This is a genomic window from Neobacillus rhizophilus (assembly GCF_018343535.1).
GTDB classification, from domain to species: domain Bacteria; phylum Bacillota; class Bacilli; order Bacillales; family Cytobacillaceae; genus Neobacillus; species Neobacillus rhizophilus.
This window is the reverse complement of the sequence record NZ_JAGYPF010000004.1, coordinates 66,424-89,326: the sequence shown is the minus strand read 5'-3', so window position 1 is coordinate 89,326 and position 22,903 is coordinate 66,424. Positions and strand designations below refer to the sequence as shown.

Annotated in this window: 23 protein-coding genes and 1 riboswitch; of the genes, 6 read left to right on the top strand and 17 right to left on the bottom strand. The window is 42.9% G+C overall.

Annotated features, from left to right (window positions below):
• Positions 1–288: 288 nt before the first annotated feature.
• Positions 289–1,074 carry an enoyl-CoA hydratase/isomerase family protein gene (locus tag KHA99_RS18660; RefSeq protein WP_213119008.1) on the bottom strand — a complete coding sequence of 262 codons (786 nt, stop codon included), beginning with the start codon at positions 1,072–1,074 and terminating at the stop codon, positions 289–291.
• A gap of 236 nt (positions 1,075–1,310) precedes the next feature.
• Between KHA99_RS18660 and KHA99_RS18655 the strand changes: the two genes are divergently transcribed.
• Positions 1,311–3,449: a sigma-54-dependent Fis family transcriptional regulator gene (locus KHA99_RS18655; protein ID WP_213119007.1), complete on the top strand. Its 2,139-nt coding sequence runs from the start codon at positions 1,311–1,313 to the stop codon at positions 3,447–3,449.
• Between the two features lie 209 nt (positions 3,450–3,658).
• Here the strand turns inward: KHA99_RS18655 and KHA99_RS18650 are convergent, their stop codons facing one another.
• From KHA99_RS18650 to KHA99_RS18625, 6 genes are all read right to left on the bottom strand, one after another.
• Positions 3,659–5,227 (bottom strand): class I adenylate-forming enzyme family protein, encoded by a 1,569-nt coding sequence (locus KHA99_RS18650; protein ID WP_213119006.1) that lies wholly within the window; start codon positions 5,225–5,227, stop codon positions 3,659–3,661.
• A 14-nt stretch (positions 5,228–5,241) separates the two neighbouring features.
• Positions 5,242–6,801, bottom strand: a complete 1,560-nt coding sequence (locus tag KHA99_RS18645) for an AMP-binding protein (protein WP_213119005.1) — start codon at positions 6,799–6,801, stop codon at positions 5,242–5,244.
• 343 nt (positions 6,802–7,144) lie between these two features.
• Positions 7,145–7,873 carry a 7-carboxy-7-deazaguanine synthase QueE gene (gene queE / locus KHA99_RS18640; protein ID WP_213119004.1) on the bottom strand — a complete coding sequence of 243 codons (729 nt, stop codon included), beginning with the start codon at positions 7,871–7,873 and terminating at the stop codon, positions 7,145–7,147.
• Entirely contained in the window at positions 7,866–8,348 is a 483-nt protein-coding gene (gene queD, locus KHA99_RS18635; RefSeq protein ID WP_213119003.1) for a 6-carboxytetrahydropterin synthase QueD, read from the bottom strand. Before queD ends, queE begins: the two co-directional genes overlap by 8 nt.
• A 4-nt stretch (positions 8,349–8,352) precedes the next feature.
• Entirely contained in the window at positions 8,353–9,012 is a 660-nt protein-coding gene (gene queC / locus KHA99_RS18630; protein ID WP_213119002.1) for a 7-cyano-7-deazaguanine synthase QueC, read from the bottom strand.
• Between the two features lie 52 nt (positions 9,013–9,064).
• A riboswitch (PreQ1 riboswitch) is annotated at positions 9,065–9,107 on the bottom strand.
• 115 nt (positions 9,108–9,222) lie between these two features.
• Positions 9,223–9,525, bottom strand: a complete 303-nt coding sequence (locus tag KHA99_RS18625; RefSeq protein WP_213119001.1) for an MTH1187 family thiamine-binding protein — start codon at positions 9,523–9,525, stop codon at positions 9,223–9,225.
• 205 nt (positions 9,526–9,730) lie between these two features.
• Between KHA99_RS18625 and KHA99_RS18620 the strand changes: the two genes are divergently transcribed.
• The gene (locus KHA99_RS18620; protein ID WP_213119000.1) at positions 9,731–10,045 is read left to right on the top strand and encodes a DUF3870 domain-containing protein; all 315 of its coding nucleotides are present in this window, start codon (positions 9,731–9,733) and stop codon (positions 10,043–10,045) included.
• A 54-nt stretch (positions 10,046–10,099) separates the two neighbouring features.
• Here KHA99_RS18620 and KHA99_RS18615 read toward each other — a convergent pair whose 3' ends face one another.
• The 4 genes from KHA99_RS18615 to KHA99_RS18600 all read right to left on the bottom strand — a co-directional run bounded on the left by KHA99_RS18615 (position 10,100) and on the right by KHA99_RS18600 (position 14,885).
• On the bottom strand, positions 10,100–11,308 hold the full coding sequence (locus KHA99_RS18615; RefSeq protein WP_213118999.1) for an acyl-CoA dehydrogenase family protein: 1,209 nt from the start codon (positions 11,306–11,308) through the stop codon (positions 10,100–10,102).
• A 54-nt stretch (positions 11,309–11,362) separates the two neighbouring features.
• Positions 11,363–12,550: a CaiB/BaiF CoA transferase family protein gene (locus KHA99_RS18610; protein ID WP_213118998.1), complete on the bottom strand. Its 1,188-nt coding sequence runs from the start codon at positions 12,548–12,550 to the stop codon at positions 11,363–11,365.
• 230 nt (positions 12,551–12,780) lie between these two features.
• Positions 12,781–13,344 (bottom strand): DUF2062 domain-containing protein, encoded by a 564-nt coding sequence (locus KHA99_RS18605; protein WP_213118997.1) that lies wholly within the window; start codon positions 13,342–13,344, stop codon positions 12,781–12,783.
• A 266-nt stretch (positions 13,345–13,610) separates the two neighbouring features.
• Complete coding sequence (locus tag KHA99_RS18600) at positions 13,611–14,885, bottom strand: L-cysteine desulfidase family protein (protein WP_213118996.1); 1,275 nt, start codon at positions 14,883–14,885, stop codon at positions 13,611–13,613.
• A gap of 195 nt (positions 14,886–15,080) precedes the next feature.
• On the opposite strand from KHA99_RS18600, the gene KHA99_RS18595 reads away from it, so the two are divergent.
• Both KHA99_RS18595 and KHA99_RS18590 read left to right on the top strand, forming a co-directional pair.
• Positions 15,081–15,272, top strand: coding sequence for a hypothetical protein (locus KHA99_RS18595; protein ID WP_213118995.1), 192 nt, complete (start codon positions 15,081–15,083; stop codon positions 15,270–15,272).
• Entirely contained in the window at positions 15,272–15,466 is a 195-nt protein-coding gene (locus tag KHA99_RS18590; RefSeq protein WP_213118994.1) for a YwbE family protein, read from the top strand. Before KHA99_RS18595 ends, KHA99_RS18590 begins: the two co-directional genes overlap by 1 nt.
• Before the next feature lie 81 nt (positions 15,467–15,547).
• Here the strand turns inward: KHA99_RS18590 and KHA99_RS18585 are convergent, their stop codons facing one another.
• On the bottom strand, positions 15,548–16,075 hold the full coding sequence (locus KHA99_RS18585) for a methylated-DNA--[protein]-cysteine S-methyltransferase (protein WP_213118993.1): 528 nt from the start codon (positions 16,073–16,075) through the stop codon (positions 15,548–15,550).
• Positions 16,076–16,244: 169 nt separating this feature from the next.
• On the opposite strand from KHA99_RS18585, the gene KHA99_RS18580 reads away from it, so the two are divergent.
• Positions 16,245–17,183, top strand: a complete 939-nt coding sequence (locus tag KHA99_RS18580) for a DNA-3-methyladenine glycosylase family protein (protein WP_249366774.1) — start codon at positions 16,245–16,247, stop codon at positions 17,181–17,183.
• An 81-nt stretch (positions 17,184–17,264) separates the two neighbouring features.
• On the opposite strand, the gene KHA99_RS18575 is transcribed toward KHA99_RS18580, so the two are convergent.
• Both KHA99_RS18575 and KHA99_RS18570 read right to left on the bottom strand, forming a co-directional pair.
• Positions 17,265–17,573: a YdhR family protein gene (locus tag KHA99_RS18575; protein ID WP_213118992.1), complete on the bottom strand. Its 309-nt coding sequence runs from the start codon at positions 17,571–17,573 to the stop codon at positions 17,265–17,267.
• Between the two features lie 45 nt (positions 17,574–17,618).
• Complete coding sequence (locus tag KHA99_RS18570) at positions 17,619–18,401, bottom strand: DUF169 domain-containing protein (protein ID WP_213118991.1); 783 nt, start codon at positions 18,399–18,401, stop codon at positions 17,619–17,621.
• A gap of 133 nt (positions 18,402–18,534) precedes the next feature.
• Here KHA99_RS18570 and KHA99_RS18565 point away from each other — a divergent pair, with 133 nt between their 5' ends.
• On the top strand, positions 18,535–19,416 hold the full coding sequence (locus KHA99_RS18565; protein ID WP_213118990.1) for a LysR family transcriptional regulator: 882 nt from the start codon (positions 18,535–18,537) through the stop codon (positions 19,414–19,416).
• Positions 19,417–19,448: 32 nt separating this feature from the next.
• On the opposite strand, the gene KHA99_RS18560 is transcribed toward KHA99_RS18565, so the two are convergent.
• The 3 genes from KHA99_RS18560 to KHA99_RS18550 all read right to left on the bottom strand — a co-directional run bounded on the left by KHA99_RS18560 (position 19,449) and on the right by KHA99_RS18550 (position 22,870).
• Entirely contained in the window at positions 19,449–20,717 is a 1,269-nt protein-coding gene (locus tag KHA99_RS18560; protein WP_213118989.1) for an MFS transporter, read from the bottom strand.
• A 22-nt stretch (positions 20,718–20,739) separates the two neighbouring features.
• A complete protein-coding gene (locus KHA99_RS18555; RefSeq protein WP_213118988.1) occupies positions 20,740–21,396 on the bottom strand; it encodes a carboxymuconolactone decarboxylase family protein in 657 nt (218 codons plus the stop codon).
• 97 nt (positions 21,397–21,493) lie between these two features.
• On the bottom strand, positions 21,494–22,870 hold the full coding sequence (locus tag KHA99_RS18550) for an APC family permease (RefSeq protein ID WP_249366773.1): 1,377 nt from the start codon (positions 22,868–22,870) through the stop codon (positions 21,494–21,496).
• Between the last annotated feature and the right edge of the window lie 33 nt (positions 22,871–22,903).

The window sequence follows — 22,903 nt, the reverse complement described above, 5'->3', positions numbered from 1 at the left end:
CGAATTTCTCCGTTCTATTGGCGAATTTCACGATGCTATTGGCGAATTACACCGTTCTATCGGCGGATTTCACCTATCAATCAGCGAATCTCAGCAATTTATCGGCGAATTCTACGATTCAATCGGCGAATCCCATCGTTCTCTTCCCGAATCTCACCATTCGATGCGATTCCCATCGTTCTATTGGCGAATTTCACGATTCTATTGGCGAATCACACCGTTCTATTGGCGAATCACACCATTCTATTGGCGAATCCCCCTTTTCTATCAGCGATTCAAAAATCCCCCCTATTTCCCCGCCCAATTCGGCCGTCTTTTTTCCAGAAAAGCGGATGCACCTTCTTTTAAATCCTCACTCATAAAGGATACAAGCCTAAGCGTTGTCAAATAATCAAACGACTTTAGCAAATCCATCTGCTCGGTTGTAAAAAAAGCATCCAAACTGAGCTTGACCGCGAGCGGACTGAAACTCGCCACCTGCTTTGCCAGCTTCATCGTTTCCGCCTCAAGCTCAGCAGGTTCTACGATGCGGTGGACAAGGTTTAATTCCTTCGCCTGCTCCGCCGTAAAAATCTCCGCAGTCAACATCAGTTCCATCATCTTCCGGTCGCCGACTGCCCGCCGTACCCAGGGCATAATCACAAACGGCACGAGCCCCAATCGCAGTTCGGTTAAACCAAGCTTAGCTTCGGTTGACGCGATGGCAAGGTGGCACATCGCGACTAATCCAGTTCCGCCTCCCAAGGCGGGCCCATTTACGCTAGCAATCAACGGAGTGGTGACTTCAGCACCCAGCTTGAATAATTCCGTACTTTCCCGCCCTTCAAAATAAAGTTCCGGGGCTGTTTTCTCGAAATTCTTTTTAAAATCATTCAGGTTACCGCCAGCCGAAAACGCCGTACCGGCACCGGTAAGGATAATTGCGTGGATGTCGGGATTCTGGTCCGCCTCCCTTATCGCCAAAGTAAGCTCTCTTGTCGATTCCTGTGTCAGCGGGTTTCTCATTTCCGGTAAATTCAACGTAATTTTGGCAACGTTTTCAATTTCTTCGTAGCGGATCGTTTCATAGGACATGTCGTTCACCTCTTAAATAGGAGTATCAATATACATGTTGCAAAAAACGTGCCAACCTTTTTACAGACATACAACATCTTTTTTCCTATAAAAAAATAAACACCTTGTGCACAAAAGTGAACAGTTGTTCAAAGATGTGTACACTGTAGCGATTGTTTTATTTGAATGTAAGCGCTATAATAATAAATGTGTGAAAAGTACAAATTTTCAGATTAACGTGGAGGTGTCTCTTTCGATTGAAAGTTAGCAGCTTTACAACCGTCAATTTTGTGCAGTTATCCCTTGAAAGCACAATACGCGACGCCATTTCTGCGTTTTTATCCCATCGGGTGGACATCGGCTGTGTAACCACCGAAGACAGAAAATTGCTTGGAATTCTACATAAAAATGCGATTTATCGGGCGTTGCTTGAAAACACACCTCTAGATTCTTCCATTCGGCCACTCATAAAACAAGACGTTGTCACGATTCAAAAAGACCAGACTTTGCTTGATGCAAGAGAAATTATGATCGAAGGCAATGTCAGTCAGGCCGTCGTCCTCGACCAGCATCAAAATGTATTTGGTATCATGTCAAAGCTAGATTTGGTGTACTCAAACATGACCGCCTTGGAGGATACACTGAACCGGATGAAATCATTGGTTGAAAACCTGCAGGATGCTGTGATTTCTGTAGACTCCAATCTAAAAATCACAACCTTTAACCACACCGTTTTAGACCTGCTGCAATTGAACGGCAAAACGCTGTTGAATGCTCCCATTGACCTGTTTCTCCCCGATTTCCGAAAAGGGTTAATTGAGACCATGAAAACGGGCCAAATTCAACAGGCAAAACGTTTCAGTTTTAAAGACCTCACAGTAATCGCTTCCTTTATTCCTATCAGAGAGCTTAACAGAATTACCGGCGCCATGGTGGTATTGCGAGATGTCACCTCCTATGAAATCATTGCCGCTGAATTGGAAACGACCAATCAGCTTAAGAGGATTCTCGATAGCGCCCTTGAGCTTGCCTACGATGGGGTGGCTGTCACAGACAAGCACGGGCTGATCACGATGGCCAATCAAGGGTTTCTGGATCTGTTTTCCCTTGACCAGCAAGACCAGCTTCTCGGTACCCCTATTTCAAAAATAGCACCCCAGCTTCCTTCTGAACTCAGCCTGAAAATGGATAAAAAAATTGAGGGAAAACTCATTGAAATCAACCAGCGGAAATGCATTGTGGCGCAAATGCCTATTTACCAGGATGGTCAAAAGCTGGGCGCCATTTTTAAAATCATTTTTCGGCAGCTAGAAGCCTGGCGAGACCTTCTTTTTCACATGGAAAAATTAGAAAGTGAGATTTCTTTTTATCGAGGAGAATTATCCCGTATTTCCAAAGATTCGGACCCATTTGCCCACGTCATCACACAGAATTCACAAATGGAAAAATTCAAACAGGATGCGGTAATTGCGGCAAAATCTCTATCAAATGTGTTAATTACCGGAGAAAGCGGGACCGGTAAAGAGCTGATTGCCGAAGGGATTCACCGGGTATCAGGTTGCAAAGGCGCCTTTATTAAGGTGAATTGCGGGGCTATCCCTGAGGAATTGCTGGAATCTGAATTCTTTGGCTATGCGGATGGCGCGTTTACCGGAGCGAAAAAAGGAGGAAAGCCTGGTAAATTCGAACTGGCTAATAATGGAACACTGTTTCTTGATGAAATCGGCGAAATGCCTGTCTCTCTGCAAGTAAAGCTTTTACGAGTCTTGCAGGAACAAGAATTTGAAAGAATCGGCGCCACCAAAACCACAAAGGTAAATGTCCGGATTATTTCTGCCACTAACAAGGACTTGGCGGAGCTTGTAAGGCAGGGAAAATTCAGAGAGGATCTCTATTACCGGATTCATGTCATTCATCTACACATCCCGCCATTAAGAGAACGACTCGATGACATCCCGTTATTGTGCCGCTATTTTATCAATAAAATTAATTTCAAAACGAAAAGGAACATCATCGGCGTCTCTCCGGAAGTAGCCAGCAGCTTGCAGACCTACCACTGGCCAGGGAATATCAGACAATTGGAAAATGTCTTGGAAAGGGCCTTCCATTACAGTAGTTCGGAATGGATTGAAATCGAACATCTTCCGCAAGAATTGAAATTACTGCCTCAAGAGCAGGTACTTTCTCCAAAATCTAAAACAACCGAGACCCAGTTGCCCATTGACCGGAAGCAATCCATCAGCCGGACGGAAAAGGAAGTAATCCTGCAAGCTTTAAAAAAATGCCGAGGAAACCGTACAAAAGCCGCCGAATTGCTGGGAATCAGCCGAACGACACTGTATCAGAAAATGAAAAGGTATCAGATTATTGAAGAATTGGAGTTTCGCTATACCTAGGGGCTGTTTTCGTCTTCCACCAATCCTTTTTGGAGTGTATCTTTACACTCTATCGGCGAATTTTGAGATTCTATCGGCGAATTTTATGTGTTTATCGGCGAATCTTCGTCTTCTATCGGCGATTGTACAAGTTCTATCAGCGAATCGCTGTCCATCCCCACAAAATACAAAACAACCACACAGGCACAGTCCCATGTGGTTGTTTTTCCTCACTGCAGCTGTTTCAAGTATTGCTCCTTCAGCGCAGATTTTTGGATTTTGCCGGCTGGTGTCTGCGGGAGCTGGCTGACAAACACAACCTGCCTCGGCACCTTGTAATCTGCTAAATGCTGCTGGCAAAATGATTTGACCTCTTCTTCGGTGATAGTCGCCCCCTCTCTAGGGATAATGTAATAACGGCCCACTTCGCCAAGGAATGAATCGGGCACGCCAATTCCGGCTGCAAAACCTATTTTCGGATGCGACATCAGGATATTTTCCACCTCGACAGGGTAGACATTATAGCCGCCCTGAATGTACATTTCCTTTTTTCGCCCTTTTAAAATGACATACCCTTCATGATCTAAATAGCCCATATCTCCGGTATAAAGCCAGCCATCCTCTGAAAATGCTAACCTCGTTTCTTCTTCCAGTTCAAAATACCCCTTTGCCCGGCAGCCTCCCTTTACCGCTACTTCTCCGACTTCGCCGCTTGCAAGCTCCTTTTGTTCCGCATCGACAATCATCAAGCTAAAATCGCCTATTGGAACGCCGATACTTTGCTGCACTTTTTCAAGAGAGTCAGTTAGCCGGGTCATGATGCAGGCACCTGATGTTTCACTTAGGCCATATAAATTGATAATTTTTGCGTTTGGAAATTTTGTTTCGATCATTTCACATTGGGTAGGGTCGACGTTGGATCCGCCAGCGATGCAGACCTTAATGGAACTAAGGTCATATTGATTAATATGTTTATGGTTTAATACCATGTGATACATAGTAGGCACACCGCCAAAGACGGTTGGCTTGACATGATGAATAACCTGCAGGACCTTTTCCGGAATAAACTCAGGTACTAGGACAATACTGCCATAGCAAACTAATAACGCATGAACCGCACAGGTAATGCCTCCGACATGGTTTAAAGGCAAACTTCCTACTGTGCAATCCCCCGCCCCAAGCGACAAATGGTCTGCTTGGGCCTTTGCCGAGGCCAAGATACTTCGGTTGGTGATCATCGTCCCCTTTGGCTTTCCGGTGGTGCCGGATGTATAGATGACAACGGCCGTATCCTCTTCCAAGACTGCTTGCTTTGCGGCCTCAAGCCTTCCCCGATCAAGCGGCCTAGCCAACAACTCGTCAAAAGATAGACTTCCTTCGAACCCATAGCCTATGAAAATATATTTTTCTACTGTCGGAATCTTATCTTTAAACTTCTCGAAAAATTGGACAAAATCAAAGCTTTGATGGCCAGAAATGGAAACAATTCCCTTTGTTTTTGAATTGTTCAGCATATACTCCAGTTCTGAATCTCGGTAGCGGACATTCAGGGCCACCACGCCGACGCCGATTTTGGCTGCCGCGAAATACGTATACAGCCATTCCAGTTGGTTTAACGCCAAAATGGCGATCTTGTCGCCTCTCCCAAATCCCTCCTGGAGAAGTGCCGACGCCAATACATCGGTGACGTCATCCAGTTCCTTATAACTAATCAGTTGGTCTTCATAAATTAAAAATGGCTGATCCGGGAACCTATCAACGGCATTCGCCAATACTTTATGAACAATCCAGTCCTGCAAAAACATCCCCCCTTTTAAACTACTGGATTATTAGAATATAAATTTTTAAACTGCTCCCGCAATACGTTCTTTTGGATTTTGCCAGTCGTTGTCTGTGGAAGCTCGGTAACTATTAACACCTCTTTTGGGATTTGAAAGGTCCCTAAACGTTCTTTGCAGTGTTTAATAATTTCCTCTTTCGTCGCTTCCTCCCCCGGTTTTAACACAACAAACGCCGTGACAGCCTCAATCCAGCGTTCATGCGGAAGACCAACAGCAACCGCATTTAATACTTTGGGATAAGACAATAGCGCTTGTTCTACCTGAATAGATGCTACATTTTCCCCACCTGTCTTGATCATGTCCTTCTTCCTGTCCACAAAAACCAGCAGCCCATCCTCGTCAAAATATCCTAAATCCCCGGTATGATGCCAGCCGAATTGCCGTGACCGCTTCGTTTCTTCCGGATTATTGAGATAGCCGTCCATAACATTCGGACCGCGGTGAACGATTTCACCCACTTCATTTTTTCCTAGCAGGTTTCCATTGTCGTCCATTATAGCGATGTCCGTAATCAAGGATGCTGTCCCCCAATATGGACCTGATTTTCGTAACTGGTCCTCAGGTTTAAACACACAGGTAGCCGGATACATTTCGGTCTGCCCCGACCCTAATGCAAACTCGCAGCCCAGTTCACTGATTCCTTTTTCCAGCGTATTGCGATCCATTGGGGCCATGGCGTAAAGGCAATAGCGCAGGCTTGATAGGTTATATTTTTTAAAAGAAGGATGGTAGAGAAATGCCCGGTACATCATCGGCAGGCCAAACATCCAGGTAATCTTTTCCTTCTCGACTGTTTTCATAAAAGACTCTGGTTCGAAGCCTTGGATTACCACAACTGTTGCGCCTAAGTGGAAAAAGGACGAGACAAGCGTATGCTGTGCACAATGAAACACCGGCATCATCATCGTCGCAATGTCGTCCTTCGCCATCCCCGCTTCGATAATATTGGCAAGACTGGCAATAAACACAGCTTGATGGTTAATGAGGACTCCTTTCGGTGATCCAGTCGTTCCACTTGTAAACATGATTTGGGCTAGGTCACGGTCAGAAATCGCAACTTCCGGTTCTTCCGTTTGGTTGGAATTTAAAGCATGCTCAAATTTTTCAGCCTCAGTGGCACCCTTTCCTATAATGAGCAATTCCGGACACATGCTTGAATATTCTTCTTTTTTGTCTTGTAAAAATACCTCGTCACAGATGAGTACTTTTGCGCGGACCTCCGCAAGAATATACGACTTTTCGTTAAAGGATACCCCTGGATTGATCGGAACCCAAACCAAACCGGCCTTTGCGATTCCAAAAATAGCAACCAGAAACTGCCAACTGTTTCCGCAAATAGTGGCAACCGAATCTCCTTTTTCTAACCCAAGGTCCAACAGATAGTGAGCAAAGCGGTTGCAATCTTCATTAAACTCTTGGTAGGAAATCCTTTTATCCCCGGAAATGATGGCCGTTTTGGCTGGATTTTTGGCTGCCGTCCTGCGCACAATATCGCCGATGGCCACTCGATTTAAGATGGTGATTTCACTCATGAGCTTCCCCCCCGTTTTTTTTTCAAATTACTCCTCAATTCTTGTAATCGCTTCCATTTTTGCTTTCGTTCAAAAATCTTCATTCCGAGTAGAACAGTTTTATTTTACCTTCTAATCCTACATTTTCAGAATCCTCCTTATCCATGGGTTTCAATACCTACCTTAAGAAATGCAAGAATTGTACCAGTTTTTTTAAATAAGGGATGTATTACCTGGCGCCTTACATAGGCATATACTCCTTGAACAAATGTTATAAAAAAAACACAGTTGTATAGTTTTATAAACAGTTTGATTGTGATGTAAAAAAAAGCGATGCCGCCCTGGACATCGCCTGTTTTTTCACCTAAACTCCTCTTTTATTTCCCCACAAAAAAGTATGCAATTGCGGAAGAATCTTAACGTTATTCATATCAGAGTCCTGCATGACTCTATCTATCAATCTTTCATATTTATTAATAAGATGCAGCAGCAGCTCTTGATTATCCATCGTTGACAGATGATCATTACCAACCTGTACAAAGAAGGGAACTTCCGGATAACGGAAATGAACAGCTTTGGCATATTCATAATCAAGATCATCAAATACCACAATCTTCAAGCTAAATTGTTGTGGTACATCATTTTGTTTAAGTTTCCCAATAATTTCATCTAAAATTTCAAAATCCGTCTCCATTTTTGAGCTTGGCGGCTTGGGTGAAATCGTTAATTCATCAATCTCAAAAAACCAATCCTGCCACCTGCTTCCCTGGGTTTCCAGACCAATTTTTATTTGATTAGCCTTTAGGATTTTAATAAATTCATCGAGATTTTTCAATAAAGCAGGATTCCCGCCAGAGATCGTCACAAAGGAGAAATTCTTGCCTCCGATTCGTTTCAGCTCTTCCCAAATTTCTACCGCTTCCATCATTCGAATATCATTTTTACCGGTGCCATCCCAGGTAAAGGAGGAGTCGCACCAGCTGCAGGAATAGTCACAGCCAGCAGTTCTTACAAACATTGTTTTCTGGCCGATAACCATTCCTTCCCCTTGGATGGTGGGTCCGAAAATTTCCATAACAGGTATTTTACTCAACTTCCATCCACTCCCGTCTAGCTTCCGCATAGCTTGTCGGTGTCTCAAACAACCGGACAAATTCTACTCTTGCGCCACAATACTGTTCTTGTCTTTTCTCTTTCTTTAATGCCTCAGCCATTTTCTCGTAAATCCAGACCACCATGTTTTCCGCCGTGGTATTCATTGGTGGAAGGGTTTCGTTCAGATAGCGATGGTCGAGATACACCTCAATTTCATTTTTCCAAATGTCTTTAATGTCCCCGAAATCCATCATTAAGCCGCGTTCATCGACAAAACCACTGATTCCAAAAATAACTTTATACGTATGGCCATGAAGGTTTTTGCATTTACCCTCATAGCAATGCAAATGATGGGCAGCATCAAAGGTAAATTCCTTGCTGACCAGCACTCTTTTGGAATGGTATTTTAATTGATTGCGTTTGATATCTTCATCCATTTTTTGGAGTTTATCTACGATGTGAAAACCATACATGGGGTTAAAACTCCTTTCGTGTACTCAAGTATTGGTCAAGGCCTCTTTTTCTCAATACACAAGCCGGACATTCCCCACACCCATCGGCAATGATCCCGTTATAGCAGGTTAATGTTTTTTCCCTAACGAAATCCAGTGCATTCAATTCATCAGCCAACTGCCAAGTTTCAGCTTTGTTTAGCCACATTAACGGAGTATGAATGACAAATTCCTTGTCCATTGATAGGTTCAATGTGACATTTAAAGACTTGATAAACACATCCCGGCAATCCGGGTAACCGCTGAAATCCGTTTCGCAAACACCAGTGATAATGTGCTTTGCCCCAACCTGGCTTGCCAGTACTCCCGCAAAAGAGATGAATAACAGGTTTCGTCCTGGTACAAAAGTGGAAGGTAATTCACCATTTTCTCCTTCCTTCACTTCAATGTCTTTACGGGTCAAGGCGTTTGGTGCCAATTGGTTTAACAATGACATATCTAAAATATGATGCTCTATTCCAAGTTCATTCGCGATATTTTGGGCGCACTCGATTTCAAGCTTGTGCCTTTGATTATAGTTAAAAGTAACCGCCACTACTTCTTCAAAATGTTCTAAAGCCCAAAACAAACAGGTGGTGCTATCCTGTCCTCCGCTAAAAACTACAACTGCTTTATCTTTCTTCATTATAAATTCTCCTTTAAATAGAAAAACAGGACTACTAAAGAAAGCAATCCTGTTTTCCTTAGTTTTTTAAAGAGGGTAGCTAGAACCTCTACCGCAGAGTGCGGATTTTTTATATGACTATTCGATTATAAACCATTTCGATCATTTTTCAATCTATCTTTTAAGATTATTTCGGTTTTGTACACTTTTCAAAAAACATTCACTCTGACCTTACAATTTTGTTTGTACTGACTGCAGCTTCCGCTCCATCGAATGTTCCTTGTCACGACGGTCATCAATTCTGAGATTGGTACAGACTCTTTGTAAGCCTTTCTGGAATGGGACTTCATGAATTTCTTGAACAATTTCTAAGAGTAATTTTAAATCCCCTTCAATCAATGTACTCATCGGGGTTAACTGATACTTTACTCTGTCTTCATATCGCTGAAGAACTTTATGTATTTCCGCCACATACTCACTAACACTTGTAGTACCTGTCCCTACTGGAATAACTGTTATATCAATGATGGCCATAGCTTCATCCTCCTAAGTTCCTTTATAAAAAAAGAATATCATATGAATCGGTTAGAACAAAAATTGATGACTAAGTTAGAAGATGGTATTACTTCTTACCCTGTTTAGGAAGAATGCCAATAGAATAAATTTTTACTCACATTGGTCTTATCAATTATATCTATTTATATTATTCTAAGATTAAAACTAATAGGGAGAGATTTGTGTGAATACCTATTTTATTGCCGGTCACGCCAAGCTGCCAACCGGGATGGCAGCAAGAAGCATTTATGAAACGCTGACGATTACGGCTGAGATTGATAAGCATTATGGCGTGATTGTTGATGCCTCATGTACGCTGGCTACGGAACATGGAAGGGACTATATTTCAAGGCTATTGAAAGGGTATAGTTTACGTCACGGGATTGACAAGCCACTCGAAGACTTAAAAAATGGCTATTTAGGAAAAGCCAATCACGCCCTGATTGCGGCATTAAAGGATTTGTACAAGCAATATGAAACTATGAATTCCGTCCAATAAAAATAGAAAGAGCGGATCGACAATACCAATCAATCCGCTCCCCCAATGAAAAACCTAAACCGTAACTTTCTCACTCTCAAACGGCCAGGCCGGCAGCATGTTGCTTAGCGCCTTATCCTCTCTGTACCCCAGCACATACTCCGCCTGCATAACCGTATGAATTTCCCGCGTTCCTTCGTAAATAACCGGGGCCTTGGAGTTCCGCAAAAAGCGCTCAACCGGATATTCGCTTGAATAACCGTACGCCCCATGGATTTGCACCGCATCATCTGCCGCTTTATTGGCAAAATCACAAGCCTGCCATTTCGCCAGCGAAGTTTCACGAGTATTGCGAACGCCCTTATTTTTCAACTCGCCAGCACGATACACCAGTAAACGGCTCATTTGCAATCCTGCTTCCATGTTGGCAAGCATTTGCTGCACCAGCTGATGCTTACCGATATCTTTGCCGAACGTTTTCCGTTGATGACAGTATTTTACGCTTTCCTCCAAACTGGCCATAATCAAACCGACTGCTCCTGCGGCAACCGTGAAGCGGCCGTTATCAAGTGCGGACATGGCAATTTTGAAACCTTCCCCTTCCTGGCCAAGCAAGTTTTCTTTCGGAACGCGCACTTGATCGAAGAACAATTCCCCGGTATTGCCTGAGCGAATTCCGAGTTTCCCTTTTATCGCCTTAGAAGAAAAGCCAGGCATCGTTCGTTCCACAATAAATGCGGAAATTCCGTGGTGCTTCTTCTCTTTATCCGTATAGGCAAACACGATAAAATGGTCCGCCACATCACACAACGAAATCCATGTTTTCTGACCGTTTATAATATAGTAGTCTCCATCCTTCACAGCAGTTGTTACAAGCGAGGCCACGTCCGAACCCGCTCCAGGCTCCGTTAATCCAAACGCTCCAATCTTTTCGCCTTTGGCCTGCGGAACTAGGTATTTATGCTTCTGTTCTTCTGTTCCCCATTGCAACAAAGTCATGCTATTTAACCCGATGTGAACCGATACGGCAGTACGGAAAGCGGTGTCGCCTCTTTCCAGTTCTTCACAAACAATGGCCAGCGAGTTATAATCCATGCCGCTGCCGCCGTACTCTTCCGGAATGCAAACCCCCATCAAATCCAATTCTTTTAAACGCTGCCAAATGACCGGATCGAAATAACCGCGTTCGTCCCACTCTCGCATGTTCGGATTGATTTCCTTATCAACAAAGCTTCTTACCATTTTTCTTAACATTTCCTGCTCTTCCGTGAATTCAAAATTCATCACACATTCTCCCCCTGCTTTTTAAAAATTCAACTTCGGCACTTGGCCAATTTTTTAAATAATGTTATCCGCCTTCAAACGGCTAATCTCCTCAAATGTAAATCCCACTTCCTGCAATATTTCGTCGGTATGCTCACCGGCCATCGGCGGATGACGTTCAACCCTTGTCTCCGTTCTAGAAAGTTTTATAGGCGAGCCAACGAGCTTCACCAACCCTGCCTCTGGATGGTCTACTTGAACGACCATATTTCGGGCCGCAACTTGCGGGTCGTCAAATACTTGGTCTATTGTGTTGATAGGACCGCATGGAATATTGTTGGCAGAAAATAGCTCCATCCAATCGCTGACCTGCTTTAACTGAAGTTGGCTATTTAAGATTCTCGTAAGTTCCTGACGATTTTCCACTCTTACCTCATTGGTACGGAACTTCTCATCCACCGCCAGTTCGCTTAGCCCAATTACCTCACAAAGCAATGCAAATTGCCGGTTATTTCCGACGGCAATGATCAATTCACCGTCTGCTGCGGAAAATGTGGAGTAAGGCACGACATTAGGATGGTCATTTCCAAGCCTCCGTGGTACCTTACCTGAAATCAAATAATTGCTGGCGACATTGGCAAGCGAGCTTACCGCCGTATCCATCAGGGACATATCGATTTTTTGACCACGGCCCGATTTTTCCCGCTCAAACAAAGCGGCTTCAATAGAAATTGCAGAATATAAACCGGTTAAAATATCGACCATGGCCACGCCAATTTTAAGCGGGCCGCTTTCTTCGTTGCCCGTAATGCTCATTAGGCCGCTCATACCTTGGATGATATAGTCGTATCCGGGCAAATGGCTATTTGGTCCTGTTTCCCCGAATCCGGTAATGGAGCAAAAAACGAGCCGGGGGTTTATTTTTTCCAAAGAATCGTACCCGAGCCCCCATTTTTCCATCGAGCCCGTTTTAAAATTGTGAATGAGGACATCCGCTTCCTTAGCTAACTTACGGATAATTTCTCGGCCCTCGTCTGACTTTAGGTTGACGGTGATGCTGCGCTTGTTCCGATTGGCACATAAATAATAAGCGCTCACTCCGTTTTGAAACGGCGGGCCCCAGAACCTGGTTTCATCACTGCCGCCCGGGGCTTCTACCTTGATGACATCGGCACCAAGGTCTGCCAAAATCATCGTACAATTTGGTCCAGCCAGAACCCTTGTTAAATCTAATACTTTTACACCTGCTAGTGCTCCACTCAAATATCCCACCACCTGTTAAAAAATCAAAAAAGCCAGACCAAACACACTTTAAAAGTGGTATGGACTGGCTTGCGATCCATTTTAGCAGCCGGCTAAGGCTGGTTCTGGAAACTTATCAGTCGAATCTTATGTTTTGAATACATCTCCATTACCTTCCGCTGACAGGCTGGATAGGATGAAGTTGTTTTTATTTTACATGAATTTTCAGAATTATTCAAGTAAAAATTTACTTAAATATAGTTTTTGTTGATGCTATTTAAGCGAATTTCATGTTTTTGCCGTCTTCTCTTTTTACGATTCGTAAGTTCCTTTTCGTAAAAATAATGAATGATAAAGTAGGAAATCACACCAAGTACAATCCCGAAAATCGACATTCCGATTAATGTATGGATACTGCCGTGTAGAAACCCAACCAACACAGTAAAATCACCGTGCATTAGTTTTTGAAAAGAAAAAGGATTGTGGTGTCCGATTCTAACCTTTATTGGAAAGAATAATTTCCCTAGCTTACCGGCAAATGGAAGCAGGATTACTGGAAGTAATGTTAATTTTCCGATGACGTTTCCAATTATCGAAGCTGGAAGCGAACCTTTTGCTATTCGGACAGCTGGAATAAACAATATATATATTAATGAAGCCGTTGATATGACCAACATTTCTAAACCGAAACCAATCGCGAATCCTAAGGCAACCTTTTTGGCTCCTCCGGGAGAACGAAGCAGTTTCATGAAGTTTAATTTAAATGCACGTCCAAGACGTTGAAACATATTATACCTTCGTTGTTTTGTATTCATGCTTTTGACCCCCGGTTGAACGAATTCCGTCTAAAATTAGTATTTCCTGTCAAAATGAATTCCATAGATAGTTGAAACATAAAGAGGTCTTATTAACGTTTACATTTATAGTATATTACAATTTCGTGTATAAAACTAGATAAAAATACTAAGGTTTGCACGATTCGCATTTTGTCGAAATTGCTCCAGAAGCTTGTTATTCCGGCATTTTCCAGTAACAAAAAAGCCGGCCAAATACCGCCGACTTTTCTGCCAATTTCTTGTAATTACTTTTCCAGCATTAATTTTAAAATAAGCTCATCTGTCTGTCTTGTTCCTTCATTTCCAAGCCTGCAAAAGCTTTCAATACTTTTTTCGACATCATCGTGGATAAAGCCGTCGGTTGATTGAATCTCTTGATGGTTCAAGGCTAAAAGAGCTGATTGGACGGCAACATTGGAACAGGTTGAGACTTTCATCGCACAGCCTGCCTTTGCCCCGTCACAAATCATTCCGGAAACATTGCCAATTGTATTTTGAATCGCCGCTTTCACTTGGTGAAGACCTCCATCCAGCAAATATACAATTGCACCACTCGCTCCCATCCCGGCAGCAGTGACACCGCATAGGGCAGAAAGGCGGCCAAATTTAGATTTGATATGGATGGTGATCAAATGACTAAGGGCAACGGCCCGAATCATTTTTTCTTCGGAAACCTGAAGCTTATCTGCCGCGGCAACAACCGGAAGGGTAACGGCAATGCCTTGATTGCCGCTTCCGGTATTGGCCATTACTGGCATTGTGGAACCTGCCATTCTCGCATCCGAGCCGGCTGCGGCCAGCGACATCGCAGCCGTGGCCAAATCATCGGATAAAATGCCTTTTTTGACATTTTGTATTATCGTCTTACCGACATTCAGCCCATAATTTCCAGAAAGCCCTTCTAATCCAATCATGCGATTTAATTCAATGCTTTTTCTTACAAGCGAAAGATCCTTAAGATCTGCCGTTAATACCCACTCATATATCTCATCAATGGTTAGCGCTTCCAGGTCGTCTTCCTCTGTCTGCAGTCCGATATTTTCACATCCACCCATGTAAACAGCTTTTCCGTCCACTTCTATTAAGGTGATATTGCTATGATTATCCGAAATAACGACCTTTGAGTTGTGCTGATCTGTTTCTATCATCACTTCAATGTAGAGTCTTTTTGGTGAATCTGACTGGCCGGCTGTTACCTTGCCATCTTCTATTAATTTTAACGCAGCCTGTTCATCTTCTCCCGTGAGTCCGTCCAATACTTCCAAGTTTTTATTCGGGTCGCCGGCAGCTGCGCCAAGTGCGGCAGCGAATTCTAGCCCTTTCGCTGACATGCCTGGAATCCCAACTGATTTCGCGTTTTTAATGATATTTCCGCTCGCTTCAACACGAATGGCATGAATTTGTCCTTGCGCATGGCTCTTGGCAGTGGCAGCAGCCAAGGCAATTGCCACTGGTTCAGTACAACCAAGGGCAACGACTAATTCTTTTTCCAAAACTGCTAAAATTTTATGCTTTTTCATGTTGTTCCCCCTGTTTAGATAAGATACTAGTATCTTATCATAATTGCTGAGTTGTTTTTTAGGATGTTTTTTCCAAACTATTCACGCCTTCAATTAAAAACAATTATCCGCCAAGACTGATGATATGTACTTTCTTTCCAAGCAAAAATAGAGTATACTCAATTAACTATCATTTACATAAAGGAGATAGATCAGATGTCTGAGAACCACCAACCGGAAACAGAAAAAAAGAAGGTAAGCTTACAGGAACTAGCCAAGCAGCAGCTGCAAAACAAAAAAAACCAAGCTGCAGCTAAAGGAAAAGAGACTGGCAGCCTGCAAACGCAAAAAATGAAAAGCCAGCAAACCAAGAAGCCAAGCAATACCCGAAGAAAAATGGGCTCTTAATGAACGGGCAAAATCGGAAGGACATTGTGCCAGGGATTACTGTTGATATTGTTTTAAAAAAGGACCAGAAAACTGGAAAGCTTACCAGGGGAATCGTTCAGGATATTCTCACTAAATCACCCAGCCATCCCCACGGCATTAAGGTCAGATTGACGGATGGACAAATTGGACGAGTCCAGGAAATTCACACCTAATTTTCCCCGCATAAAAGCACACAATAACCTGTGTGCTTTTTCCTTGGCCTACTTTACCAACACCCCCACTGGAGACCGGCATTATTCAGATGGAACTATTTCGAGATCAAGCAGCTGCGTCTTCATCTCTAATCCGCCGCGGTAGCCTGTCAACGAACCATTTTTTCCAACAACACGGTGACATGGCACAGTTATTAACAATGGATTAGCACCAATGGCGGCTCCCACTGCTCGAACAGCAGCTGGTTTATTTATTTTGTTTGCGATGTCAGAATAGGATTTGGTCTGTCCGAACGGAATTTCACAAAGGGCATTCCAAACAGCGACTTGGAACTCAGTCCCATGTAAATCATTCGGGACGGTGAAATTCGTTCGCTTCCCTTCAAAATATTCTATTAGTTCGGCTGCATACGGCTTTAGCTTCTCCCCATCTTCCACCAGTGGACTGCCGGGAAACCGTTTTTCAGCCCAAACCGCTAATTCCTCAAACGGCTTGTTTTGTGAGCCGACATAACTAAGTCCCTTATCTGTTGCAGCAATATAGAAATTCCAAGAATGATGATTAAATAATGACCAATAGATGGGTGGAGTATTAATTTGTGGTGTCATTTTGTTTCCTCCGATTCATGTATTTGACGGAAATAAGAGGGTGTAGACCACCTCTGTCACTATTATATCTCTAGAAATAGCAGAACGAACAATTAAGATAATCAAAAAGCAAGATATTGAATTGATATACTTGTGATAATACATATAAAAGGAAGCGGAGGGGTCAAAATTGACAGAGATTCAAAACGAAAAGGACTGCTGGCAAGAAGTCAATGGGAACATTATCATAAAGCTGCCGGAAGACTTTAATCTAAGAGCGAATCTAGGCTATTTGGAGCGGAACAAGAATGAATGTATGTTTGAAGTCGAAAACGGCATCATTACAAGGGCTGTTGCCGTAGGAGAAAGACAAGCTTTAGTACAAATTCATGTAAATGATCGGAATCAGATGATCGTTCAGTTTTTAAAAGACATTAGACCTGGTAATCTAGCGGAATGCGCTGCGGTAGTCTCGTACATCTGTGAATGGTTTGATCTGAATCGTGATTTGAAGCCATTTTATGAAATGGCCAAATCGGACCCACTGCTTAAAAACCCCGTTCAAGAATTCTACGGACTACGCGTAATCGGCGTTCCCGATTTATTTGAAGCGCTCTGCTGGGGAGTCTTAGGGCAGCAGATTAATCTAGCATTCGCCTATACTTTAAAAAGACAATTTGTTGAAAAATTTGGCGAATCTATCGAGTGGAATGGAAAGAACTATTGGTTGTTTCCAACCTATGATCAAATCGCAATGCTAACACCTGCAGATCTAGCCGATATTAAAATGACATTGAAAAAGAGTGAATATATACTGGGAATTGCCCGATTGATGGTAACCGGAGAATTATCTAAGGAAAAATTATTGAAAATGGAAAACCTTAAGGAGGTTGAAAAAGGCCTAATCAAGATTCGCGGGATTGGTCCATGGACAGCGAATTACGTCATGATGCGCTGCTTACGATTTACCTCAGCGTATCCGATTGATGATGTCGGCTTGCATAACGCCATCAAGCATCTAACTGGTTCAGAGAAAAAGCCTACAAAGGAAGAACTATTAAAGCTATCTCAGAGGTGGGCCAATTGGCAAGCCTATGCAACTTTTTATTTATGGCGTGTCCTCTATTAAAAAAAATCTAATTAAAAATGTAACTACCCCTCGGTAAAAAAACTGAGGGGCAGCATGTAAACATTCGCTATATTACTAAAATCATTTTTCTATTGGATATAACGTAAAATTGCAATCTACAATTTCATAACGAAGCGTATCACCTGTCTCAAATCGTTCTGCAATGGACGTATAAATTGGACCATTCAAATACTCTTCTACGGCTTCCTGGCTTTCAAATATATAAATGCCCCCGCGTTCTTCCGTTTCAGGGTTACTTACATATAATTTTTGAATAAGTCCCCTTTCCTTTAGAGCACGGAACTTTGGCAAACTCGCTTCCGACATTTTTGAAAGCTCTTCGATAGATTTAGCGCTTTTGAAAGTCACTTTCAATACTTTTAAACTCAACATTATTCCTCCTCTTATTTATAATACTGGTATTCTTTTTTGTAGTTATTTCCGCTTCCCATACGTAACTTCTAGTCCTGCCTGCACATCCATTTGAATGCCGTACTGTGGAATCGGATAACGCATTCCGTTTTTGCTTAAAGCCTCCAATCCATCTAAAGCTTTTAACAAATCTTCCGGCGCCAAAGCCATCAATAATTCATCGTCCAACACCCCGCCAAACCTTCGTTCAGCAAAACAAGGGATGGAAAGGCTAGGTTTTCTTGTCGCAAGGGCACGCCCCCATGAATCCGCACAGGAAGATTCCCCTACGACACTCCATTCAAATTTTTCAAAATTCCTCCACTGCAGGCCGTTAATAAAAAGAATCATTTGCCCAGGTGTCCCATAGATCAGACAAATGTCGGGGTCAGCGATACGATTCAACATAAGTGGCGACACGGCCATCGCTTCATATTTTCCATGGGGGACGACCGTCATCTCCTGCTGGTGTTTCGCTGAATCCTGCTGGTTTTCAAACCAAACGCCCGCCATTTGCTCTCCTGATAGCCACTCCTCATTTCTGGGGTGTAATCCCAAGACCACCTGGCATTGGGCCCCAACGAGGTCTTCGGCAGTGATTCCTACGGTCCAGCCCAATCTTGAAGCTTGGGCGACAATTTGGTCGGTTGTGTGAATGCTTTTTGGCCGCCGTATCTTAGGAATGGCTTCCATATCCTCTTTCTTCTCAAACATTTTCATCCCTATTGGAATGGTTTTAATTTTGAGGTACTGATTTAACCTGTCGACAATTGCTTTCCAATCATACGTCTTCTCTACATTTTCCATTTTATAACCCCATTTCTCTTCACATTTTTCATAATACTATTGTAGGAATTTTCTGAATACACACAACACTCTACTATTATTAATCTTGGAAACTGATATAATTAAAAGAACACTATGATGGATGGTGAACTATTTGCGTATAGAACAGCTAATGTACGTTGTTGAAATTGCCAAAACGGGGTCGCTTTCTGCAGCGGCGGAACGCCTGCACGTGGCGCAGCCAAGCATTAGTCATGCGATATCTTCTCTTGAATACGAATTGGGCGTTAAAATTTTTAAACGTTCCAAAAACGGTGCTTTACCAACTGAAAGCGGAAAAGCAGTGATTTTAAAAGCTCAGGAAATCCTCAACAAAGTCGAGGAGCTGCAAGAAACCGTTAATATTGAGCATTCGCTTTTAAAAGGAAGGTTATCCATTGCATCCATTGCTGGCGTCAGTACTAGTGTTTTGCCTCGGGCATTGGTTATTTATAAAAAGAAATATCCCGGTATAGAACTAGAACTGATTGAAGATGATACGCGCACAATCAAACAACTCGTTATCGATGGAAAAACAGATATCGGTTTGTCAATTGCCGATGATGTGGATTCCAAGCTTTTGAGTGGACACCTTTTTACTACTAAATCTATTGCATGTGTAGGGAAACATTCCACTTTTGCGAGACATAATGAAATATCTATAAAAGAGATCTTAAAACATCCCGTTATTTGTTCCTCTGATTCTCTTAGGAATATCTTAAAAAAACACGGAACGCCAAACTATTTAATCAAGTCGAAAAATTTGGAAGCAGCCAAACATATTATTGCGCAAGGAATGGCAATTGGTTTCTATACTGAAATGTCATTAAAGGTTGACCCTTATGTACATACAGGAGAAATCATCCCATTAGACATTTCTGATGAAAAAATTGAAGTCAATTATTGTTACATTCAATTAAAGACCCACCGTTCCATTGCTAGCCAAGAGTTTATAAAAATACTAAAAGAACAAATTAGCTATTTCCAAAGAATTTAATGATGCCCCCCATAAATTGAGTGGCGTTTTTTTCACATGACGACCGACCCCTGATTTTCCTGTGCTTTGACGTTTTTCTTGTATAACGATCTTAAAGTCGGCGAGATCAGGATTAAGACCACTACAATCACCACAAACAGGCTGCCAGTGGACATCATATTGATTTTCGGAGGGATTAATTTGCTGAAAGAGCCGTATATAAAGTTCCCGACCGCCATCGCCCCAGAAGCAAGGATAAAATTGACACTCGCCACACGCCCGCGAAATTCATCATTTGCCCTCTGCAAGACAAATGATAGATTAATTGCCATAAAAACAGCTTGGGATGCACCTACCGTTACGCCGACAATAAAGGCTAGCAGAGGCGTACCTGTGAGCCCAAGAAGAAATAAGGTCAGGCCGCTTGCCAATGCCGTCATAATATAAAGGATACCCTGCCCCCTTGGGGTGGATATGGAGGCTGTACTTAGATTGCCAAGGATGGCCCCTAATCCGATAAACATCATCAAACTGCCGTAAATTCCACTGTCTGCCCCTAGACCCTCGTGAATAAACTGAGGAAGTAACGATGTATACGCCATCGTTAATAAACAGTGGAGGAAAACCATGAGAATTAAGAGCCCAAGTGCCGGTGTCCTCCGAATGTACATCATCCCTTCCACGACAGGCTCAAAAATATTTTTGAGATGCAGATTTCCTAAAGTTGTGGCAGTTTGATTGGTTCGAATCCATAATGACTGGATCCCTGCCCCCATATAGAGCAGAAAACATAGTGCAAAGACAGTGCCCGGACCGGCCATAACCAGGATTGGACTGGCCAGAGCCGAACCGATAAAGCCTGCGCCATGCGATATCGTGCCTTGCAGGGCCGTGGCATTGTAAAGAGTATTCTTAGGAATTAGGTCAGGCATAATCGCGTTAGTACAGGTCATTTGCAGATTAAAACAAATGCCCAAGAAAAATGCACACATAATCACTACCCATGGTGACACAATCCCAAGCAAACTCAACAATGCTAAAGCCCCTGTGTTGCATGCATTTGAAAATACGGCTATGGTCAATAAACGCCGCCTATCAAAACGATCCACCAATACCCCGATTATCGGTCCGAAAAGAACCCCAGGAATCATCGTGGCAAAAACGGCTGTCCCTACAAGTGCGGTAGAATTAGACAGCGAATAAATAAGCCAGCTGGCAGCTACCGTAAAGGAATATTGTCCTGAATTGGCCAACGCTGAACTAATCCATAAATAACGAAAATATCGAAATCCCAGTGATGCAAATGTTTTTGGAAGCTTCATTATGAATCTCCTTCTAGTTTGCTTACTCTCCGTAGGCATTTAATGCATTAATACTATGAGCAAGCGCGGAACCTGCTTTTAAAGCGGTGGCGACAAAAATCGCTTCCGTTAATTCTTCCATTGTTGCTCCTAGTTTCTTTGCTGTTTTTGTGTGGGCATCGATGCAATAGGCACAACCAGTCACATGGGCCACGGCTACTGCTATAAATTCTTTTTCTTTTTGGCTTAATAGACCCGGCTTCATCGCCTGATGGCTAAATCCCAAATAGGAACGGAATAACTCGGCGTTTTCTTCACGAAAATCCTTCAATCGTTTCATATTCGATAATGTATAAAGGTCATCTTCATCTGTTCCGTCGTATGCCTGGAGCGCATTGGCGCCATGGCCTGCAGCAGATCCGGCTTTCAGCGCTGTCGCAACCATGATGGCTTCAAGCATTTCCTCTTTCGATACTTCAAGGCGTTTGATTTGACCGACATGGGCTTCAATACAGTAGGGACATCCGGTGACATGAGCAACAGCGACAGCAATCAGTTCCTTCAATTTCACCGACAGTAAGCCTTCCGCCATTGCCTTTTGATTAAAAGCACCAAAAGCACGATAGGTTTCGGGTGCCAGTTTTGCTAACTCCGAAAGTCTTCTGCGATCCGATTTTTTGTACAAACTTTCATTACTCATATTTATTCCCCCTCTTTTAAAAAGAAGACTCAAAGCCTATTTTGGAATTGAATTGAGTCTCCTATTCCCGTATATTAATTGAACAAATTCATTTTCATTACAGTGCCTTTATGTTAATGTCAGATTCTAGCTCAGGCTCAGCATTAAAACCTAACTCTTCTCCTGATTTTAATTTTTGTGACTTCGACGCAATCATGACATAAAAAGCAGAACAAACAATGTAAATTAACACTCCAACTAGCAAGCCGGCAGTTAAGTTTTTCAGCAGAAGATAGCCTTGAACCACGGAAAGGACGATTGCAATCCCGACAATCCCGTATAAGGTCCTTGGATTAAATTTGAATTTTGATTTCTCATATAACTCCGGATATTTTTTCGGAAGCTGCGTTGCCGCGATAATCGGAATGAGGTTAGCAAAAAATCCGATGCCGCTTCCTAATGATGCAATTACGGTTAGAGAAAATCCTGAAATTATCGGAATTAATCCAATCAGATAAAAAAGTGTTAGAATCAAAATTGGTGTACCAAACTTACTGCTAACTACCCCTAGTTTCTTTGGCAGCCAGCCATCTTCACAGGCAATCAGGATTCCTTTCGTTGCCCATGACATTTGTGCATTTAAGGTGGTCGCCAGCGCAAACATCGCACCGCCAATAATAAAGAAGAAGAAAACAGGCTCAGGCAGGATTGTTCTGGCTACTTCCGTCAAAGGCTTATTGGCCACGTCGGCAACTGGCAGAACACTTGAAGCAACGGCCGCCATGAGCGCATAAAGAATTCCGACTCCAACCGTTGTTGTGATAATCGTTAGGGGTATATCACGGCCTGGATTTTTCATTTCTCCGCCCAGTTCGGCAACATATTGAGCGCCTCCTGTAGCAAATGAGAGCAATGCGACTGCCGAAAGGAAACCGGTAATTCCTCCTGGGAACATTTCTCTCGTGTTAAATACGGAATAATTAATCTCCGGAACCCCCCACGCCACGAACAAACCAAGGGAAATGACCAAGACGATGACCATAATTTTTTCAGCAATTGCGGCCACTTTTACGCCGACAAGGTTGGTGATATAGAAAACTGTTAACATGATAAAAGCAACTAGTTTAATAGGGACACTAGGATACAAGCTTTGTAAGTAATCCGCAAATGATAGCGCATACAATGCAATGGTTAATTGTGTAATGATGAACAGCAGAAGCCAGAAGAACCCTAACTTAGGTGATAAGAGACGACTGGAATATCGGTAAAATCCCCCGGTTGTTGGAATTGCTGCTCCCATAATGGCAGTTGGCATTACCTTAAACAAGGTAAAGATTGATGATAGAACAAAAGCCAAAACCACACCAGTTCCGGTCATACCAATCGCGATCCCAGTAAGGGACATGATACCTGCTCCAATGATTTGACCTACCGCAATTCCCATCGTATCTCCTAGACCCAAAACCTTCTTCAATTTTGCTTCCTGATTACTCAAATTCCCTTCACCTTCCCTTTTTTACTAGTTTTT

What these genes read in the sequence shown, in the direction of transcription:
- KHA99_RS18660 (WP_213119008.1), bottom strand. Translation starts at nt 1,074, where the DNA reads ATGTCCTATGAAACGATCCGCTACGAAGAAATTGAAAACGTTGCCAAA.
- KHA99_RS18645 (WP_213119005.1), bottom strand. Translation starts at nt 6,801, where the DNA reads ATGAGTGAAATCACCATCTTAAATCGAGTGGCCATCGGCGATATTGTG.
- queD (WP_213119003.1), bottom strand. Translation starts at nt 8,348, where the DNA reads ATGTATGGTTTTCACATCGTAGATAAACTCCAAAAAATGGATGAAGAT.
- queC (WP_213119002.1), bottom strand. Translation starts at nt 9,012, where the DNA reads ATGAAGAAAGATAAAGCAGTTGTAGTTTTTAGCGGAGGACAGGATAGC.
- KHA99_RS18625 (WP_213119001.1), bottom strand. Translation starts at nt 9,525, where the DNA reads ATGGCCATCATTGATATAACAGTTATTCCAGTAGGGACAGGTACTACA.
- KHA99_RS18615 (WP_213118999.1), bottom strand. Translation starts at nt 11,308, where the DNA reads ATGAATTTTGAATTCACGGAAGAGCAGGAAATGTTAAGAAAAATGGTA.
- KHA99_RS18605 (WP_213118997.1), bottom strand. Translation starts at nt 13,344, where the DNA reads ATGAATACAAAACAACGAAGGTATAATATGTTTCAACGTCTTGGACGT.
- KHA99_RS18600 (WP_213118996.1), bottom strand. Translation starts at nt 14,885, where the DNA reads ATGAAAAAGCATAAAATTTTAGCAGTTTTGGAAAAAGAATTAGTCGTT.
- KHA99_RS18595 (WP_213118995.1), top strand. Translation starts at nt 15,081, where the DNA reads ATGTCTGAGAACCACCAACCGGAAACAGAAAAAAAGAAGGTAAGCTTA.
- KHA99_RS18590 (WP_213118994.1), top strand. Translation starts at nt 15,272, where the DNA reads ATGAACGGGCAAAATCGGAAGGACATTGTGCCAGGGATTACTGTTGAT.
- KHA99_RS18585 (WP_213118993.1), bottom strand. Translation starts at nt 16,075, where the DNA reads ATGACACCACAAATTAATACTCCACCCATCTATTGGTCATTATTTAAT.
- KHA99_RS18570 (WP_213118991.1), bottom strand. Translation starts at nt 18,401, where the DNA reads ATGGAAAATGTAGAGAAGACGTATGATTGGAAAGCAATTGTCGACAGG.
- KHA99_RS18560 (WP_213118989.1), bottom strand. Translation starts at nt 20,717, where the DNA reads ATGAAGCTTCCAAAAACATTTGCATCACTGGGATTTCGATATTTTCGT.
- KHA99_RS18555 (WP_213118988.1), bottom strand. Translation starts at nt 21,396, where the DNA reads ATGAGTAATGAAAGTTTGTACAAAAAATCGGATCGCAGAAGACTTTCG.